The sequence below is a fragment of the Shimazuella sp. NTD250 genome (assembly GCF_059510375.1).
Genome location: NZ_JCAJZS010000004.1, coordinates 55,492 through 73,561, shown reverse-complemented (window position 1 = coordinate 73,561; position 18,070 = coordinate 55,492). Strand labels below are relative to the sequence as shown.

Here is an 18,070-nt window from a genome sequence, read left to right as displayed (position 1 = left end):
ATCAACTCACATCCTTTTTCCTTGGACTGTGTTCATCCATCTAAAGGACTTCTTTATCTCCCGCCATATTTCTTTTCGTACCAATTAACATCCCAAAGTTTTAATTCTGCTGGGGTAAGTTCGACTTGAAGGTGGACTTTCTTACTCCCTACCACATAGATGCCTTTTCCTGCATTTTGGTGTTTATCTGCATCTTGGATCACAAGTAAGCGCTGTTCTTCCTCGGAAAAGCTTTCGGATGTTCTTTCTCGGATGCTGTTCATCTCTTCCTGCACCATCGGCAAGTATAGTTTGGTAACAGAATTTAAGATCACAGCTTCTCCATAATTTCGCGATCCTTCAACAGCACTTAAAAAATCTCCTACTTGCTGGGTAGCGGATGTAACACCGCCGGAGAAAGAACGAATTAGCTTATACATAGAAGCAAGAAATTCCATTGCTAGTGGATTTTTTGGATCTGAGAGAATATGGGCTTCATCGACGAAAATCTGGTGGATTTTCTTCTTGTCCATCGTGACATCATCCCACAAAAAGGTGAGGATGTTATACATGGCAACCTGCTGTAAATCGCCTTCGTTACGCAGGTCAAATAAATCAAACACAATTAAATCGTTTGATAAGTCCACATTGGTAATTCCATTAAACGCTTTGGAGTATGAACCTTCCACGTAAGGATACAATACTTGGTAAAAACCAGCTAAAGGTGTATATTGCTCTTCTGTATGCATTAACAAATCTATCTTCTGATGTAAATCTTTTATAGTCGGGTAATCCGAACTCTGTTTGGTTTTAAAGTTGGTCTCCCACGTTATTCCCTTATCTCGATAAACTTCAACCAACACTTTTTCTAACAGAGCCATTCCTACTTGCTGTTCTTTTAAATCTTTATACATCAATGTAAACATTGTCTTTAAACGTGAAATCTTTTGATGCAAAAGGGATGCTTCTAACGGCTGGCCGGTTTCATCTGTAGCAATCGTTGCGTTCATGATCTCAAAAGGATTGATGACGTTATCATTCATTGGTGATATTTTGATCCATTCTCCACCAAGTTTTCGAGCTTTCTCACCAAACTCCCCTTTTGGATCTACAATTCGGATCGTAGTACCCTGCATCCAGCGACGCATCATATCACCAAAGAGATAGGTGGACTTCCCTCCACCACTTGTTGCAATCACGACTTCATTGCGGTTTAATAATTCATCATGATCGACCAATACGATGCTATTGGTTTTTAAGTTTTTCCCTTTGATAATTCCTTTCTCACTGACAATTTCACATTCATCAAATGGGAATAATGAAGAAATAGACTCGCTGTCAAAGTTTCGATAGGTCATCTCTGGTACACGATGAGATCGCACAGGGAGAACACTTTGAAATGCTTCTAACATCCGAAAATGAGGAGTGAGTAGTTTGATTGATTTACTCATCTGTGTTTTTACTTGATGGGTAATAGTATTGAGCTTCTCTAAGGTATCTGCTTGAATATGAACTAACATATGCTCTACAAACATTTCGCTTGATCCATTTACGAGATTTTGTAAGAGGATTTCTGCATCTTGCAGGTCGTTCTCAATTGTGATCTGATCTACAGGTCTTAATCGAGGTTCTTGCAGGCGGGTTTTATATTCAATAACTGCACGATTTAATGATTTAATCATTTCCCCGGATGGAGTAGGTTCTATGTGATGAATCACAGAAACATTAGAAGAGATGGTATGTAATTTCTCCAGAAAACCAGCTTCTACTTGGTTAGCGAAGTGAGAAACTACTAAAGTACGAACATAGTTCCCACCCAACCGTAAATAGTTGGCACTTTCTTCAATACTGTCCGGAGAAAAGAGATCGAGCATAGAGTTAATCTCTGTAACGCTTTGTTCTATATCTGACTCTTCCTTTTGTTTCGGCTTTTTAAAAAAACGGGTAAACAATTCTATTCCTCCTCCCGCTTTTTATATTGCTCAACGGCCTTCATTAGATTTCCTTGTCCAATAATATAGGGATATTCTTTTTCATAGCTACCAACTGCTAACTGAGCATTTTCATAATCAAAGAACATATGAATATATTTAGCTAACTCATGATTCCATAATTCTTTCACTTGCAATTTGTGTCGATAAAGCATTTCTTCTAAAGCTAACTTTATATCTCTTGTACGAAGTTTCAGTTTTTCCATAGCTTCTTCTTTTGCGTTCTCAGTAGAAAATGGCTCATCTAAAATAACATATCGGCTTCGGCGAATCATATCTCTATCTTCTTGTAATGCTTTTGCATATTGAATATAGCTAGATAACATTTCTTTTTTATAAGGGTTTACCAACCGTCTCAACTTATCTTTTAACTGGAGAATATACTCTTTTAAATCCATTGGTTCAGCTACCCTAGCTATTTGTATCGGCTTTCTCAATCCCCGTAAAAATGATTCATAGCCTTCCAGTACTTCTTTCTCTTCTGCATAGGACATCAGATGTGTATTCACAGCACTTACAGATAAAACTTTAATCAATCTCTTATCTGCGGTTTCAATCATTTCATTGTAGATGCCCTTTATAGGGATAAGCTCTTGTGCAGTTCGCACTATTCTCCCACTCCTCTCATCTTTCCTTTTGAAAATGGGTAGACTCGTTGCCGTCGATTAAAACGAATTCTCCATATAAGTTGTTGATAGAGAGCGATATTTTTTCGTTCTGGAATAGGGCGAACAAATAACATTGCCCCTCCTAAAGTAACAGGGAGCAATGCAAAAAATAAGCGATAAGATAAATCCCAACTATTAGGGACAAAATATTGATAACAAAGGTATCCTAAAAGACCGAGTGGCAATAAAATTAAACCTTCTCGTAATGTAATTCCCCGCCAAATATGAAATGATTTACTAATTTGATTTGGTATTAAAAATCGCTTTCTTTCTGCTGCCATTCCGTTCTCCTTTTCTAGAAAGCACCATCTAACCAACTAACGATACTCTTAGCCATAAAGCACAGAGCTGCTGCTGCTCCAACCCACCACATTCCTGTTTTTAATTTTGCACGAGCATGTTCATCTGAAGCTAACATAGAAGCAATCCCCAGTCCTATAAAAGCAAGTGTTGCTATCGGGGTTGCAATACTGAGTAACCCATCAATGACATTATTGGTTAAGAATTTAGAGATCTTCGTAAATGGGTCGTTAGCAGCTGGAGGTTTTTTGGCTGCAAGAAAATGATAGATTTGCCACTTCATAAAAAATTTCAGTCCTTTTTTTTCGAATTATCACACCTTCTATTATAAATTAATTTGTTTTCCATTTTACTTAATTGTTATTATTTTTCATAAATTATTCTTCTTTACATTTACTCTTATAATCATGTATTTTAAATAGAAAGAATCCTGCCCATAAAAAAATCCTCTGATTTGCATCAGAGGATAAGGAGGAACTGTTCTATACATATGCAGGTCTTACTTGAATTGTCTGATCACGATCCGGTCCTACTGAGAAAATGGTCAGTGGGATACCAGTTAATTGTGTGATCCGCTCAACGTAGTGCTGAGTTGCTAATGGGAGCTCATGCAAAGAACGGGCACCGGTGATGTCTTCTGTCCAACCTGGAAGCTCCTCAAAAACGGGTTCGCACTCTGCTAATAGGCTGAGGTCTGCTGGATAGTTTTCAATAACCTGCCCTTTGTAACTATATGCTGTACAGATTTTGACGGTTGGTAAACCAGTCAATACATCAAGGGAATTAAGAGATAGACCAGTGATTCCACTCACGCGGCGCGCATGGCGTACAACAACAGAATCAAACCAGCCAACACGTCGTGGTCTTCCTGTCGTAGTACCATACTCTCGGCCAACCTCGCGAATTTGGTTTCCTACTTCATCATGTAATTCGGTAGGAAATGGGCCATCTCCAACACGAGACGTATATGCTTTTGCAACTCCAATGACTTGGTGAATTTTTGTCGGGCCTACTCCTGAACCGATGCAAACACCACCTGCAACAGGGTTAGAGGAAGTTACAAAAGGATACGTTCCTTGATCGATATCCAACATGACACCTTGAGCACCTTCAAACAATACTCTTCTACCTTGATCAATTGCATTGTTTAGAAAAACAGATGTATCCGTTACATATGGGCGAATACGATCGACTATTGCCATATAAGTATTGTAAATATCGTCAAACTGTAATCCTTCTTGATGGTAGAGCTGTTCCAACAACCGATTTTTTTGCTCTAAATTACGGCGCAATTTATCTGCAAAAATCTCAGGTGTCAATAGATCAGCAACTCGGATACCAACTCGCGCTGCTTTATCCATATACGCAGGGCCTATTCCTTTCCCTGTCGTTCCAATTTTATCGGTTCCTTTTTGTGCTTCTTCTGCCAAATCCAGCTTGATGTGGTAAGGCATAATCAGATGAGCACGGTCAGAAATCCGCAAGTTGTCTAGATTCACATTATGTTTTTCTAAGTAATCCAATTCTTCTACTAACGCAAGAGGATGGATCACCATTCCATTGCCTAATACACATTTTTTATCATCATAAAATATACCAGAGGGAATCATATGCAATTTATAACGTGTTCCACCAAACACGATAGTATGCCCTGCATTGTTGCCACCTTGATATCTTGCTACAGTTTCTGCTTTTTCTGCTAAAAAATCGGTTATTTTGCCTTTTCCTTCGTCTCCCCACTGTGTTCCAACAACGACTACGGTAGACATATAATCCCTCCAGGATTCATCTTTTTCATGTAAAAAGTTGCATGCTATTACCCTGCTAGGCAAGTGTAAAAAGTTTTCATCTTATTTTGATCAGAAAAGATCTTATACATGCTTAACTACCAAACCATGTACATTCTATAGGTTGAACAAAGACATGTCAAATAAAAAAACGAACATTAACCAAAATGATTGGCAATATATTCGTTATTTAGGCGGTCGGAGCTCCAGAGATAAAAATTTATTATAGTTTTTTAAGAACAATAACTCAACACGACCAACAGGTCCATTTCTCTGTTTGCCGATGATAATCTCTGCTATATTCTTTTTCTCAGATTCTTCATTGTAGTAATCATCTCGATATAAAAACGCAACCATATCTGCATCCTGCTCAATAGAACCAGATTCACGCAGGTCAGATAACATAGGGCGTTTATCTTGTCTTTGTTCTACAGCACGAGATAACTGGGACAAAGCGATAATTGGCACGTTAAACTCTCTCGCCATCAACTTAAGTGATCGAGATATTTCCGATATCTCCTGTTGACGACTATCGATCCCTCTCCCTGAAATGAGTTGGAGATAATCAATCATAACCAAACCAAGTCCATGTTCTGCTTGAAGTCTGCGGAGTTTTGCACGAATATCAAAAATGGTGATACCAGGAGTATCATCTATAAAAATAGACGCTTCATTCAATGTCCCAATCGACATCGTTAGTTTTTCCCAGTCTTCCTCATTTAAATTCCCCGTTCGAAAAGCTTGTGCATCTATATTTCCTTCTGAAGCGATCATCCTCATGACCAACTGAGGAGAGGACATCTCCAAACTAAATATAGCTACTGTTTCTCCTGTTCTGGTTGCCACATTTTGAGCAACATTTAACGCAAATGCTGTTTTCCCCATACTAGGGCGAGCTGCTACAATGATTAGATCAGATTTTTGAAATCCAGATGTCATCTTGTCCAAATCAATGAACCCAGTAGATAAACCTTTTAGTCCCCCCTTATTATAATGAAGGGCTTCTATTTGCTCATAAGATTCTACCAAGACATCTTTAATCGATGCAAAAGAACCTTTTATTCTTCTCTTCGCAATATCCAAAATCTTCTTTTCGGCTGATTCCATAATACCTGTTATATCTTCTTCACTCGTGTAAGCATCACCAATGATCTCGGAAGCAGTCCGGATCAGGGTTCTTTGCATCGATTTGGTTTCAACGATTTTCGCATAGTAATCAACATTAGAAATAGCAGGGACAAGTGCAGCTATTTCTGTTAAATAGCTAACTCCCCCCACCTCTTCTAATAAATTTTTATCTTGCAGAAGAGCTGTCAGCGTAACTAGATCGATAGGTTCCCGCTTTTCGGCTAACTCATTCATTACTTGAAAAAGTCGTTGATGTCCCTGCCGATAAAAATCTTCTGCTCTAATACTTTCATTTACATTGGTGAGTACATCGGGATTAAGAAGAATGGCTCCAAGTACTGCTTGTTCCGCCTCTATATTTTGCGGAGGCAGGCGATCTGTCATTAAATCATTCATCTATTAAGTACCCCTTAAGATACCCCTCATTTACTTTCCTTCTACAACAACAATTTGGACTGTCAGGGTAGTCGTTACTTTTGGATGTAATTTAACAGGAATTTTTACGAATCCAGCTAGTTTGATTGGCTCTTTTAATGCTATTTTCTTTTTATCAATTTCGATTTGAAATGCATCTTTAAAGGCTTTACTGATTTGTTTAGAAGTTATTGCTCCAAATAAGCGGCCGTCCTTACCGGCTTTTGCTTCAATCTGTAAAGTATGTGCCGCGATTTGTTCGCTCAGTTCATTCGCTTCCGCTAATTCTCGCTTCTGTTTTTCTTCATCTAGTCGTTGTTGTTCTTTTAGCGAGTTCATATTTCCACCAGAAGCCGCTACAGCGAGTTTACGTGGAAGTAGGAAATTCCGACCATATCCTTCTGCTACTTCTTTAATCTCTCCCTTTTTACCAGTACCTTTTACATCTTGCAATAAAATAACTTTCAACTTACGTCTCCCCTTCGCTGTTTAGCATATCTTCTAGATGTAAAATCAGATTGGATTCTGCTTGTTCCAAGCTGACACCTTTCAATTGACAAGCAGCATTGGTAAGATGGCCTCCGCCACCCATCTCTTCCATAATTACTTGTACGTTTAATTTACCTGCTGATCTTGCGCTGATAGCCACCATTTTATCATCTCGACGAGCAATAACGAAAGATGCTTCTACTCCATGCAGATTTACCAAAGCATCTGCTGTTTGAGCAATCGTTATTTGATCATAATACTTATCTTCTTCCCCAACAACAATTGCATATCGATCCAATACTGTTTTGGTATGCTGCAATAATTCAGAACGATTCATCAACGAAGATAAATCTTCACGAAGCAGGGATTGAACCAAAAATAGATCAGCGCCATGCCTCCTGAGAAAAGAAGCAGCTTCAAAAGTTCGAGAGCCAGCCCTTGCTGTAAAATTTTTGGTATCCACCACAATCCCAGCTAATAGGGCGGTCGACTCTAATGGGTCTAATGTAAGATCATCTTGGTATTGTAGTAACTCTGTTACTAGTTCACAAGTAGAGGACGCGTATGGCTCAATATAACTGAGTACAGCATCTTCAATGTACTCTTCACCTCGTCGATGATGATCAATAACGACAATTTTCTCTGCACGCTTGATCACTTCTGGTTCGATAACAAAAGAAGGTTTATTCGTGTCAACTAAGATCAATAATGTGCCTGGTTCTTCAATTACTTCTAATGCTTCTGCTGCTGTCACTAAATTTTCAGCTAAGTCATGCTGCTCTAATTCCCTCATCAAACGCTGAGTTGTCATATCTGGGCGATCTACTACCATAAAAGCAGAACGACTATGCAACGAAGCAAACCGAAGCATCCCGATAGCTGCACCCAAGGCATCCATATCAGGATCACGATGTCCCATCACCAATACTTGCCGACTATCATCTATCAGTTTGGAGAGTGAACCAGAGATCACACGAGCTCGTACACGGGTTCTTTTCTCCATTGCATTTGTCTTTCCACCAAAAAACTTCACACGTTCTTTCCCTTGGACAGCCGCTTGATCTCCTCCACGTGCTAGAGCAATCTGGAGTGCTGCTTGAGCGTGATTCGAGCGGTCTACCATATTGACACCTACACTGGTAATTCCAATACTCAACGTGATCGGAATCTTATGTTGTCTAGTCTGTTCCCGAACCAAATCTAAAATATCAAATCGATTTTGAATTAACTGCTCCAATGTTTGTTGATTCGTCACTACAAACATTTTATCTGTATCAATCCGTTTAAGCGCAATATCATATCGTTTCGCCCAAGTAGTGATGGTATTTAAGATATTTGCCTGAAGCTCTGCTTCTTCTTGATCCGATAATCCTTGCCCGGCTTCATCATAATTATCCAATTGTAAAAACCCTAAGACTGTTCGCTCCAACTCAATTCGCTTATGCAAGGTAGCAAGCGGAGTAACATCTTGAATCATGTATAAGCGATGTTCGGGGTAATGGGTAAATTGATACGAGCGATCTCCCATAATTAAGGAAAACGCGCCAGCGGTCGGCGCCTCAGGTGTGGGGAAAATATCCGATATCGGTTGATCTATCAAATCTCGATCACCAAACATATCTTGAATATATGAATTATGCCAAGCAATCTTATTTTCTTCATCATAAAGAAACACACCAATAGGTAACTTGGACAAAGCCAACTTGCTAGAACGGTCTAACTGATCTACTAAATTTTCCGTATAAGATCGAAATCGTTTTTGAAATATCGATTCAGTAATAAATATACTTGCGACAAGAACAACAAAACTTATCGCAACGAAAATGATCATCAACCATCTATTTGACCACCAAAGATAACTGGTCCAAACTATCCATAACAGAGCACAGATTATGACTAATCCACGCCATCTAGTAGTAACAAATTTCGGCATTGTATTCCCTCACCAACGGATAAATGAGATATCCATGGAACTATATATGTATATTCTACCCCAGATATACGTCTGATCAACTATCGCCGAAAAACTTTATCGTATTGTCAAAGAGCATACACTTTTTGAGTTCATACATGTACTTACTAGCATGCGGGCTGTGGTTCGTTGATTCTCTAAGGTAAGTTAACCCTGTCTGATAAATGAATGAAGGTATACTTCAAAACGAAAAATCCAATAATTACCAAAAAAGAACCTCTTAGAGAGTAACCATTAATGGTGTCTTCAGATGAGAAAAAAGGGAACATGTACCAATTCATATTGCATGAAGATCAATTGAAAACATAGCGTGATCATTATGAGGCGTAAAAAAGATGAAATAGACCAATAAAATTTCTGAAACAGAGGATATAGGTTTTGATTATAGCATCATCGCTTTGTTATATATTCATCTAATGTAGATAAATCCCCATACCATTGCTCCAATTGATGCCCTTCTGATACATGTTCCCTAAGTTTTGTTGTCACTGCTTGATCCAATTCTCTAAAAGGTAAACCCATACGTCGCGCTAATACATAAATAGTGACAAGCAAACTAGATAAGCTATCTATTATCATATTTTGATTAGCATGGTGCAAACCTTTAAATAAGTTAGAGATTTGATCCAACACTTCCGTTTTTAACCAATCTATAACACGAATATTTTTCGCAAATTGCATACCCCGCTCTGGTCGAGACACCTTGATCCCTCCTATCTAGGAGAGATTTCCACAAAACTATTGGTAATTCCTTCCTGACAGGGCATTTCATGTACATGATTAGAAAATAAATTATGGAATAGAGTAGCTCTTCTTATCTCTCAAGGGGGAATTTTGAGGTTAAAAACTTCAAAAAACAATATTTCCTTAGAATGACAAAAAATCAAACTGTGATTACCTTTGTTGGACAAATCCGCTTAAAAGAAAAACTGCCGACCTATTGGTCCGCAGTTTTCTGTTTTCTAGTCGTTTGTATATGGAAGCAATGCCATTTGACGAGCACGTTTGATTGCATGAGTCAACTGACGTTGATATTTCGAGCTAGTTCCAGTTACACGACGAGGCAAGATTTTACCACGTTCACTTACAAACTTACGAAGCAAATCTACATCTTTGTAGTCGATGTAGGAGATTTTGTTCACCGTAAAGAAACAAACTTTACGACGTTTATGTCCACGACGACGAGCCATCACAGGTCCCTCCTTTTCTTTTCATTTCCGTTTTCACTTAAAAAGGAAGATCATCATCAGACAAATCGATAGGTTTACCAACACTTTGAAATGGGTCTTGGTTGGGCTGTTTGTTCTGCTGGTTTTGGTTGCTGTATCCCATGTTGTTATCGCCAAAGTTATTATCGTTGTTTTGACTGTTTTTGGAATCCAAAAATTTCACTTGGTCTGCTACTACTTCCGTAGACCAGGCAGTACGACCTTCTTGGTTTTCATAGCTTCGAACTTGCAAACGACCCTCTAACGCAACTAAGGAACCTTTGTGTAAATACTTCGCACAATTTTCAGCTAAACCCCGCCATACAGAAATGAAAATAAAATCGGCTTCTCGTTCTCCTTGCTGGTTCGTATAATTGCGGTCTACAGCAAGCGTAAATCTTGCGATAGCTGTGCCACCATTCGCAGTATACCGAAGTTCAGGATCACGTGTCAGCCTACCAACTAGAACGACCCTATTAAGCACTAGCAACCTCTCCCTTTTGCATGATGATCGGTCTCACATTCTCTATTTTTGATCCAAATTAATGGTCAGATATCTCATTACACTGTCATTGATGTTCAATACACGTTCAACTTCTTGCACTGCATCAGCGTTTGATTGGAACGTCGTAACGGTATAGAAACCTTCACGATGGTTATCAATCAAATAAGCTAAACGACGTTTTCCCATATCTTTCACTTCATCTACCTGTCCACCCATATCGTTTACAATGGATTGTACTCGTTCACGGGTAGAGGTAAGAGCAGCTTCGTCCACATCTGGACGTACGATAAACATCAGCTCATACTTTGACATAATTACACCTCCCTTTGGACTAACGGCCCTATGAAGACATAGAGCAAGGAGTGAGCTATACTCACACAATAACCTATTCTAGCAAATGACTCTAGTAAAAGCAAGGAAGGTTATCCTTTTAAATGGATCAGCTTTACGCCGATCGTATGTTCTACACTACACAAGTAAAAGGAATAATGCAACCCTTTTTTCATAAGAGTTTGTTAACGATTAGAACGAGCTGTTATCATTTGTCTCCTCAATCACCAAAGATTTCACGCATTTTCGTATACTGTCATAATTAGATCATTCATCACTCATCGAGTTGTTTCATCTTTTTGAGCTATCATCTGCTTTAGAGCTAGGCGAATTTGTTAAACGCAGCGGCGCCCGGCGCATGGAATGCAACAATTCCATGCGCCGGGCGCCTGCTCATCAGATGTTGAGGGAATTTCCTTCTCCGGAATCGATGAGCTTGTTGAGAGTGTCCCTGAACCTCCGGATGCCCTCCTCAAGGTGCCTCCGGGCATTGATCAGGTTGGACTTAGAGAGCTGATCCGTTGTGTTCAGGAGTTGCTTGATCTCCGTCACCTCGGTCAGTTCCTCGGGACGAACGCTCTGGTGAAGGGTGTTGATCACCATCCGCACCATTTCGATGATGACACGTTCGGCCGCTGTCAGCACCCACACCTCATGAGTGATGAACGATTGGAGGGTCTCCTCGAACTTCTTGATACCTTCCCTGAGGTGCTCCCGAGCTACGTTCAGGTTGCCCTTGGAAACTTGCTGCTTCGCTCGGGTGTGGTTGAGGAGTGTGTCCTGAAATGTGTCGGGTACCTCCTCCAGCTCTCCCATCATGACGAGGCGGCCGAGGAACAGCCCCATGCCATCGATGATGATGTACTCGGCCTCGCTCAGCTTCATCGGCTCGCCGGTCTTGGAGTCGCTGGTTTCCTGAGACATACTGTCCCTCTTTTTCTGTTTGGGAGTCCAAAAATTCCTCGGACTCAAACCTACTTTGTAAATCTATTTTATTGCAAAAAAAAGCAAGAAACAATCTAGGATTGTTTCTTGCTAACAGATTCAATATTAAACATTAAAACGGAAAGTAATAATATCTCCATCCTGTACAACGTATTCCTTGCCTTCCAAACGCATCAAACCTTTTTCTTTAGCCCCAACAAAACCGCCAGAGGAAATCAATGCTTCATAGCCTACGATTTCCGCACGAATAAACCCACGTTCAAAATCAGTATGAATAACTGCACCTGCCTGTGGAGCTTTCGTTCCTTTTCGGATCGTCCATGCTCTTACTTCTTTTTCTCCTGCGGTAAAGAACGTATACAGTCCAAGTAAACGATATGCTGCATGGATCAAGCGATCTAAACCGGATGACTCTAGTCCAAGTTCTTCGATGAACATCTCTCTTTCTTCCCCATCAAGTTCCGCAATCTCAGCTTCTACTTGTGCACTGATCGTTACTACACCGGCACCTTCTGCCTCAGCGATTTCCCGCACACGCTGAACATATGGATTATCATCCGCATTTGCTACTTCATCTTCGCTAACATTCGCAACATATAGGACATCTTTCATGGTTAACAGGTTGTACGTTTTTAGTTGTTCCAATTCATCTTTAGCAGCATCGGTCATTCTCGCTGGCTTCTCTTCTTGCAGAGTCGTCAAAACCTTTTGTAGCAATGCTTGTTCTTGAACTGCTGCTTTTTCCCCTGTTTTCGCTTGGCGAGCAACTCTGTCTAGCCGTTTCTCCACTGTCTCCATATCTGCCAATATCAATTCTAATTGGATCGTAGCCATATCACTGGGAGGATCGACTTTCCCAGATACGTGAGTGATATTGTCGTCTTCAAAACATCGCACTACATGTAAAATCGCATCTACTTCACGAATGTGTGATAAAAACTTATTCCCTAAACCTTCTCCTTGGCTGGCACCCTTTACCAAACCTGCAATATCGACAAATTGACAAGCAGTTGGCACTACTTTTTGAGGATTGATCAGTTCTGCTAACCTTCTCAACCTTTCATCTGGTACATCAACTACTCCTACATTGGGTTCAATCGTACAAAAAGGATAGTTTGCTGATTCTGCGCCAGCTCTTGTAATTGCGTTAAATAAAGTGGATTTGCCTACATTCGGTAATCCCACAATTCCTGTTGTCAATGCCACTGCCTTTTCCCCTTTACGATATATCTCAAAATTACTTTGCTTGATCTCCATCTTTTTCTGCTGGGATCAACACTTTTTTTAAGCGTTGTTCAAATCGATTTCTTGGAAGCAGGACACTATGATCACATCCTGTACACTTCATCCGAATATCCATGCCCATTCGAATTATTTTCCATGCATTTGTCCCGCATGGATGTCCTTTTTTCATTTGGACAATATCGCCTAAGCCAAACTCTTTTCGTTGCACTATTTATCACCTACTAATAGTGGTATTAACCTATCAACGGCAGGAGTTTTTCTCCTTAACTCTCCAAATCTAGTAATTCAAATGATAGGATACGTATAAATTACCAGCTTCTTCCGTATACTGTTAAAGAGCTTGAGAGTAATGGAGGGAGTTACCTTGAACCAAACAATTTCCTATAGCATTCCCCATACTGAACCTTCTGCAACCCTAGATGTTACCCATTCCATTGCATCTATTTTAGATACTTTTTCTTATCAAAAGATTGTATGTGTCTGTATTGGAACAGACCGCTCTACAGGTGATTCCCTTGGTCCGCTTGTTGGTACTTTTCTCTCCAAACAGGAATCTGATCACATCATTGTGCTTGGAACACTAGATGATCCAGTTCATGCTTTAAATTTACCAGAAAAATTGACTTACCTTCAACGTCTCTATCCTGATGCTTTAGTCATTGCAATAGATGCCTGCCTAGGTAAATTAAATAGTGTTGGTTCGATCCAAATAGGAGTAGGCCCAATTAAACCTGGAGCAGGTGTAAATAAACAATTACCTGAAGTTGGACAAATTCATGTAACGGGTATCGTCAACGTCGCTGGATTTATGGAATATATGGTACTACAAAACACACGTTTAAGCACAGTAATGCGAATGGCTCAGATTATCTCTGATTCCATCTTAAATGCGATTAGCATGCAATCTGCCCGAGATGTATGGACCCATGAAGTCTAACATGTTCGAACAAAAAAATAGAGGGAGAGCTCCCTCCCTTTGCTTCCAATTATTGAATCATATGATCTTGTTGGATCAGTTCAATAAGTCGTTCTAATTCTCTATCGGAAAAATATTCGATTTCTATTTTCCCTTTTTTCCGCCCAGGTTTGATCTTCACAGGCGTGGAAAATACTTGTTGTAACATATCTTCATACCGTTTTATAGTAGGTTCCACTCTTTTTGGAGCCTCTTTTGTTTTTTGTGGTTTCTCGTGATGGACTCGTTGAATCCATTCCTCTAATTGACGAACGCTGGCTCTTTCTTTGATGGCTTTTGTTGCTAATTGTATTTGCAACTGCTCTTCTTTTACTCCTAAAATCGCCCGAGCATGTCCCATTGATAATGTTCCACGTGAAACATCAGATTGAATTTCCATTGGTAATTGCAAGAGACGAAGGAAATTGGTAACATGTGGTCTGCTCTTTCCTACACGACCCGCTAATTCTTCTTGTGTCAAGGTTAAACGATCCATCAATTTCTGGTATGCCGTAGCAATTTCCATCGGATTAAGATCTTCTCGTTGCAAATTTTCTACTAAAGCAATCTCCATCATCTGCTCATCTGTAAATTCTCGTATGACAATAGGGACTTTCTCTAACTCTGCTAATTTTGCAGCTCGAAGTCGCCTTTCACCTGCGATTACTTCATAACCGCGAATACTTTTTCGAACAATAAGCGGCTGAACTACTCCATGTTGTTTGATCGATTCAGATAATTCCTGAATTCCTTGATCATCGAAATTTTTGCGTGGCTGATACGGGTTAGGACGAAGTTCTTCTACATTTGCCTCGCTGATCACATCTTCATTCTCAACATCTACCTTTGTAAACAGTGCATCCAAACCTCTACCTAGGCCTTTAGCCATTCGCAACTACCTCCTTGGCTAAACTCACATAACACTCTGCACCACGCGACTTTGGATCATATGCAAGAATAGGTACACCATGACTCGGGGCCTCACTTAATCGAACATTTCTTGGAATCACAGTTTGATATACTTTGCTTTGGAAGTACTTTTTTACTTCCTCCATTACTTGCATCGACAAATTGGTCCGCCCATCAAACATGGTAAGTAAAACACCTTCTACTTCCAAACGTTTATTTAAATGCTTTTGGACAATACGAATGGTATTTAATAGCTGTCCTAAACCTTCTAGTGCATAAAATTCACATTGAATCGGGATCAGAACAGATTCTACAGCTGTTAATGCATTCAAAGTAATAATTCCTAGTGAAGGAGGACAATCAATAAAAATATAATCAAATTGATCTTTTATCTGTTGAATGGCCCACTTTAATCTAAGTTCTCGTGATATAGCTTGGCTTAACTCAATTTCAGCACCAGCTAACTGAATGGTCGCTGGCAATAACCACAATCGATCTACACTAGTGGAAATTATCACTTCAGCAGGATTTTTTTCATTCATCAATACATCATACACACATTCTTCCACATCCGCTTTATTTATGCCTAATCCGCTTGTTGTATTTCCTTGGGGATCTATATCTATCAATAAAACTTTCTTTTTCATAGCTGCTACACTAGCTGCTAAATTGATTGATGTCGTCGTTTTTCCGACGCCCCCCTTTTGATTTGCAATTGCAATTACTCTTCCCACGGTGTCACCTACTCACTTTTTAACATTTTTCTCTATTATTCTATAGGAAAATCGTTTTACCTATCAATCCCTTGTAGCTTTTGGAATACGAATTTTTAGTTCATAAAACTGATCAGACTCTTCTTCAGAAGCAATGACATCCATTCCTGTCTGCTTAATCATATCCAAAGATTGGCGGATTGTATTGACAGCTAAACGAAAATCCCGTGAATATGGTTTAGCTGTTCTCTTTGCAGTTTCTTTTGTTTCCAATAATTTTTTAACTCTTTCTTCTGTCTGTTTTACATTAAGCTCTTTCTCGATTATTTCAAGTAAACATTTGTGCTGTTTTTCCTCATCTTTTAAGGCTAAAAGAGCACGCGCATGCCTTTCTGTAATCGATCGATCTAACAATGCTTCTTGCACAAATGGCGGCAGCTGTAATAACCTTAGTTTATTCGCAATCGTGGATTGGCTTTTCCCAAGCCTTTGGGCTAATCCTTCTTGTGTCAAATGATGCACTTCTAATAACTGTTCTAAAGCTTTTGCTTCTTCTATTGAGGTTAGGCCTTCTCGCTGTAAATTTTCAATCAGTGCAGCAGAAGCTGCTTGAGAATCACTGAGTTCTCGAATAATGGCTGGAATAGTAGGGAAATTCAACTTCTTAACTGCTCTTAACCTTCGCTCCCCTGCTATTAATTCATAATGTTTGCCTCTTTGGCGAACTACTACAGGCTGGATAACTCCGTGGATCCGGATGGTCTGACACAATTCTTCTAGTCGATCATCTAAGAAAATTGCTCGTGGTTGATAAGGACTTGGTTTGATGAGGCTCACAGGAATTTGTTTTACTTCCTCAATTTGTTGTTTCTCTGCTAAGCCAAATAACCGACTAAACGGTTCTTTCATACCTTTCCACCGCCTGTTCATCGTATTATGTAAGCAGAATCCGTGTAATTCTTCTTATCCTGTCTCTAAAATTTTCAATCCTAACGATGTATACACAAAAATCTGCTCTTATTCTTTATAGTTTCGCTATACTTTCGTTACTACCTGCTAAAAAAGTCAAAAATTGGTTGTTCCACGTGAAACATTTTAGCCTCCCCTAATTATTACCTATAAACATATTTGCATTTAACAAGAATTAGATTGTCCTTTTATCAGTCATTGCTTTCGATGAGAAAGTCCTTGATCCTATTACTTGTAATTGGTAGAATCGTTGAGAGGGAAGATAGAAAACTACGTGATTGACTTAGGGGGAAACCAAATAATGAGTACACCAGTCTACATAGGTAACGACCAAGGTTACTACGGTACAAAGGTAGTAAGCCGTGCTAATGGTAAATTCTATAAAATGTTTATCCGCAATATGGTTGTTCCAAACCGTGTAGGTGAAATCACTTACAACAATGATCCACATAACATTATGTATCGAGAAGCAGATGGAGATCGGGAATGGTTTTGCGGAAAATTAGCAGTAGAACAATCTGGTGACGATGAATTATTTGATTCACACAAACGTCGTTTGTTTAGCCCAACCTGGTTCCGTGAACAAGAATATCTCATTATGTTCCGTGTAAGTACAGGTTTGATGCTACAGGGGAACAATGAGCCAGTAGTATCAGTAGCTCTGCCAACAGATAGTTACATCGATTACAAAGACGAACTGAAAAGGCGTCTAATTGGTAAACATACTTTCGAGGTAAAACAAGGAAACCTCCCTTATCGTAAAATTGAATTTGAAATTAAAAAAGAAAACTTATTTGTTATCAGCCAACCAATGGCTACTCTGTTCCACATCGCATTAGACCGGGATGGAAAGCTGTTAAATGAAGATCTATTTATCCAAAAAGTGAGTATTAATGATCTAGGATTTGGTACTTCTGATATTGAAACACTCCATGGGGAAACCATCATTAAACGCCAGAGTTTTACCTCTCGTCATGCTATGCTTAATGTGTATAATTTACTTTCTAAAAGATTATTGGATTTTACTCGCAATGCAGATGCCGAAAACAACGGTAAAGAATATCCTATTTGGAGTTTACCTCGAATTGTGAATTCTGGTGAAATTAGCTTTAAAGGAAAAACTCATGATGTAAGCGCCATTGTCCAAGAATGTGTTCGTGAAGTAGGTTCTAACCTAGTAGAAGAAGTTTGGCAACGTCTAGACTTTGGTGATGATATTACCTATATTATCTTGACTGGTGGAGCATCCATTCCATTTAAACCATTCTATCGGGAACGCTTTGGTGATAAACTCATATTTGCTGAAGATTATGGGATCGAAGCTCAGTTTGCAAACGGATTCGGACTGTGCAAATTCTCTCAATCCAAATCCAAAGCAGTACCTGTCAAAGACCTGCTTGAAGCTGCTGCAACTATACAGCAAGAATTCACTGTCCCAGATGCACTTAGTGAAGCAATGAATAAGAAACAACAACATCAACCACAAAAAATGAAAAAATAGAGAAGTAGAATAGATACAACTTCTATCCTTTGAATCCCCCAATATTTTGGGGGATTCTGCTG

At 39.4% G+C, this 18,070-nt stretch carries 20 protein-coding genes; 2 read left to right on the top strand and 18 right to left on the bottom strand.

Annotation, left to right across the window (positions count from 1 at the left end; all coding sequences use genetic code 11):
* Nucleotides 1-53 precede the first annotated feature (53 nt).
* The 15 genes from AC5WOF_RS11215 to AC5WOF_RS11145 form a co-directional block, all read right to left on the bottom strand.
* Nucleotides 54-1,931 carry a VirB4 family type IV secretion system protein gene (locus tag AC5WOF_RS11215; RefSeq protein ID WP_496050047.1) on the bottom strand — a complete coding sequence of 626 codons (1,878 nt, stop codon included), beginning with the start codon at nucleotides 1,929-1,931 and terminating at the stop codon, nucleotides 54-56.
* Nucleotides 1,932-1,933: 2 nt separating this feature from the next.
* Nucleotides 1,934-2,578, bottom strand: a complete 645-nt coding sequence (locus AC5WOF_RS11210) for a TraC-like domain-containing protein (protein ID WP_496050046.1) — start codon at nucleotides 2,576-2,578, stop codon at nucleotides 1,934-1,936.
* A complete protein-coding gene (locus AC5WOF_RS11205; protein ID WP_496050045.1) occupies nucleotides 2,578-2,919 on the bottom strand; it encodes a hypothetical protein in 342 nt (113 codons plus the stop codon). Before AC5WOF_RS11205 ends, AC5WOF_RS11210 begins: the two co-directional genes overlap by 1 nt.
* 14 nt (nucleotides 2,920-2,933) lie before the next feature.
* Nucleotides 2,934-3,221 (bottom strand): pilin, encoded by a 288-nt coding sequence (locus tag AC5WOF_RS11200; protein ID WP_496050044.1) that lies wholly within the window; start codon nucleotides 3,219-3,221, stop codon nucleotides 2,934-2,936.
* A gap of 199 nt (nucleotides 3,222-3,420) precedes the next feature.
* Complete coding sequence (locus AC5WOF_RS11195; protein WP_496050043.1) at nucleotides 3,421-4,707, bottom strand: adenylosuccinate synthase; 1,287 nt, start codon at nucleotides 4,705-4,707, stop codon at nucleotides 3,421-3,423.
* A 204-nt stretch (nucleotides 4,708-4,911) separates the two neighbouring features.
* Entirely contained in the window at nucleotides 4,912-6,249 is a 1,338-nt protein-coding gene (gene dnaB, locus AC5WOF_RS11190) for a replicative DNA helicase (protein ID WP_496050042.1), read from the bottom strand.
* Nucleotides 6,250-6,279: 30 nt separating this feature from the next.
* Nucleotides 6,280-6,735: a 50S ribosomal protein L9 gene (gene rplI / locus AC5WOF_RS11185; protein WP_496050041.1), complete on the bottom strand. Its 456-nt coding sequence runs from the start codon at nucleotides 6,733-6,735 to the stop codon at nucleotides 6,280-6,282.
* A 1-nt stretch (nucleotide 6,736) separates the two neighbouring features.
* Nucleotides 6,737-8,689 (bottom strand): DHH family phosphoesterase, encoded by a 1,953-nt coding sequence (locus tag AC5WOF_RS11180; RefSeq protein ID WP_496050040.1) that lies wholly within the window; start codon nucleotides 8,687-8,689, stop codon nucleotides 6,737-6,739.
* Nucleotides 8,690-9,118: 429 nt separating this feature from the next.
* Complete coding sequence (locus AC5WOF_RS11175; RefSeq protein WP_240875256.1) at nucleotides 9,119-9,430, bottom strand: MazG-like family protein; 312 nt, start codon at nucleotides 9,428-9,430, stop codon at nucleotides 9,119-9,121.
* 260 nt (nucleotides 9,431-9,690) lie between these two features.
* On the bottom strand, nucleotides 9,691-9,918 hold the full coding sequence (rpsR, locus tag AC5WOF_RS11170) for a 30S ribosomal protein S18 (protein WP_160800395.1): 228 nt from the start codon (nucleotides 9,916-9,918) through the stop codon (nucleotides 9,691-9,693).
* A 37-nt stretch (nucleotides 9,919-9,955) separates the two neighbouring features.
* Nucleotides 9,956-10,420: a single-stranded DNA-binding protein gene (locus AC5WOF_RS11165; RefSeq protein WP_496050039.1), complete on the bottom strand. Its 465-nt coding sequence runs from the start codon at nucleotides 10,418-10,420 to the stop codon at nucleotides 9,956-9,958.
* A 42-nt stretch (nucleotides 10,421-10,462) separates the two neighbouring features.
* Complete coding sequence (gene rpsF / locus AC5WOF_RS11160) at nucleotides 10,463-10,753, bottom strand: 30S ribosomal protein S6 (protein WP_496050038.1); 291 nt, start codon at nucleotides 10,751-10,753, stop codon at nucleotides 10,463-10,465.
* Nucleotides 10,754-11,167: 414 nt separating this feature from the next.
* Complete coding sequence (locus tag AC5WOF_RS11155) at nucleotides 11,168-11,695, bottom strand: hypothetical protein (RefSeq protein WP_496050037.1); 528 nt, start codon at nucleotides 11,693-11,695, stop codon at nucleotides 11,168-11,170.
* A gap of 126 nt (nucleotides 11,696-11,821) precedes the next feature.
* Nucleotides 11,822-12,922, bottom strand: coding sequence for a redox-regulated ATPase YchF (gene ychF, locus AC5WOF_RS11150; protein WP_496050036.1), 1,101 nt, complete (start codon nucleotides 12,920-12,922; stop codon nucleotides 11,822-11,824).
* Between the two features lie 31 nt (nucleotides 12,923-12,953).
* Complete coding sequence (locus AC5WOF_RS11145) at nucleotides 12,954-13,169, bottom strand: DUF951 domain-containing protein (RefSeq protein ID WP_496050035.1); 216 nt, start codon at nucleotides 13,167-13,169, stop codon at nucleotides 12,954-12,956.
* A 156-nt stretch (nucleotides 13,170-13,325) separates the two neighbouring features.
* On the opposite strand from AC5WOF_RS11145, the gene yyaC reads away from it, so the two are divergent.
* Nucleotides 13,326-13,898, top strand: coding sequence for a spore protease YyaC (gene yyaC, locus AC5WOF_RS11140; RefSeq protein ID WP_496050034.1), 573 nt, complete (start codon nucleotides 13,326-13,328; stop codon nucleotides 13,896-13,898).
* Between the two features lie 49 nt (nucleotides 13,899-13,947).
* Here yyaC and AC5WOF_RS11135 read toward each other — a convergent pair whose 3' ends face one another.
* The 3 genes from AC5WOF_RS11135 to noc form a co-directional block, all read right to left on the bottom strand.
* Complete coding sequence (locus AC5WOF_RS11135) at nucleotides 13,948-14,805, bottom strand: ParB/RepB/Spo0J family partition protein (protein WP_496050033.1); 858 nt, start codon at nucleotides 14,803-14,805, stop codon at nucleotides 13,948-13,950.
* Complete coding sequence (locus AC5WOF_RS11130; RefSeq protein WP_496050032.1) at nucleotides 14,798-15,559, bottom strand: ParA family protein; 762 nt, start codon at nucleotides 15,557-15,559, stop codon at nucleotides 14,798-14,800. The genes AC5WOF_RS11135 and AC5WOF_RS11130 overlap by 8 nt, the downstream gene beginning before the upstream one ends.
* A gap of 63 nt (nucleotides 15,560-15,622) precedes the next feature.
* A complete protein-coding gene (gene noc / locus AC5WOF_RS11125; protein ID WP_496050031.1) occupies nucleotides 15,623-16,447 on the bottom strand; it encodes a nucleoid occlusion protein in 825 nt (274 codons plus the stop codon).
* 361 nt (nucleotides 16,448-16,808) lie between these two features.
* On the opposite strand from noc, the gene AC5WOF_RS11120 reads away from it, so the two are divergent.
* Complete coding sequence (locus tag AC5WOF_RS11120) at nucleotides 16,809-18,008, top strand: ParM/StbA family protein (protein ID WP_496050030.1); 1,200 nt, start codon at nucleotides 16,809-16,811, stop codon at nucleotides 18,006-18,008.
* The last annotated feature ends 62 nt before the right edge of the window (nucleotides 18,009-18,070 follow it).

Excerpts from the sequence above, each read along its gene's own strand:
- AC5WOF_RS11205 (WP_496050045.1), bottom strand. The coding sequence starts at position 2,919 with ATGGCAGCAGAAAGAAAGCGATTTTTAATACCAAATCAAATTAGTAAA.
- AC5WOF_RS11200 (WP_496050044.1), bottom strand. The coding sequence starts at position 3,221 with ATGAAGTGGCAAATCTATCATTTTCTTGCAGCCAAAAAACCTCCAGCT.
- AC5WOF_RS11195 (WP_496050043.1), bottom strand. The coding sequence starts at position 4,707 with ATGTCTACCGTAGTCGTTGTTGGAACACAGTGGGGAGACGAAGGAAAA.
- dnaB (WP_496050042.1), bottom strand. The coding sequence starts at position 6,249 with ATGAATGATTTAATGACAGATCGCCTGCCTCCGCAAAATATAGAGGCG.
- AC5WOF_RS11180 (WP_496050040.1), bottom strand. The coding sequence starts at position 8,689 with ATGCCGAAATTTGTTACTACTAGATGGCGTGGATTAGTCATAATCTGT.
- rpsR (WP_160800395.1), bottom strand. The coding sequence starts at position 9,918 with ATGGCTCGTCGTCGTGGACATAAACGTCGTAAAGTTTGTTTCTTTACG.
- rpsF (WP_496050038.1), bottom strand. The coding sequence starts at position 10,753 with ATGTCAAAGTATGAGCTGATGTTTATCGTACGTCCAGATGTGGACGAA.
- AC5WOF_RS11155 (WP_496050037.1), bottom strand. The coding sequence starts at position 11,695 with ATGTCTCAGGAAACCAGCGACTCCAAGACCGGCGAGCCGATGAAGCTG.
- AC5WOF_RS11135 (WP_496050033.1), bottom strand. The coding sequence starts at position 14,805 with ATGGCTAAAGGCCTAGGTAGAGGTTTGGATGCACTGTTTACAAAGGTA.
- noc (WP_496050031.1), bottom strand. The coding sequence starts at position 16,447 with ATGAAAGAACCGTTTAGTCGGTTATTTGGCTTAGCAGAGAAACAACAA.
- AC5WOF_RS11120 (WP_496050030.1), top strand. The coding sequence starts at position 16,809 with ATGAGTACACCAGTCTACATAGGTAACGACCAAGGTTACTACGGTACA.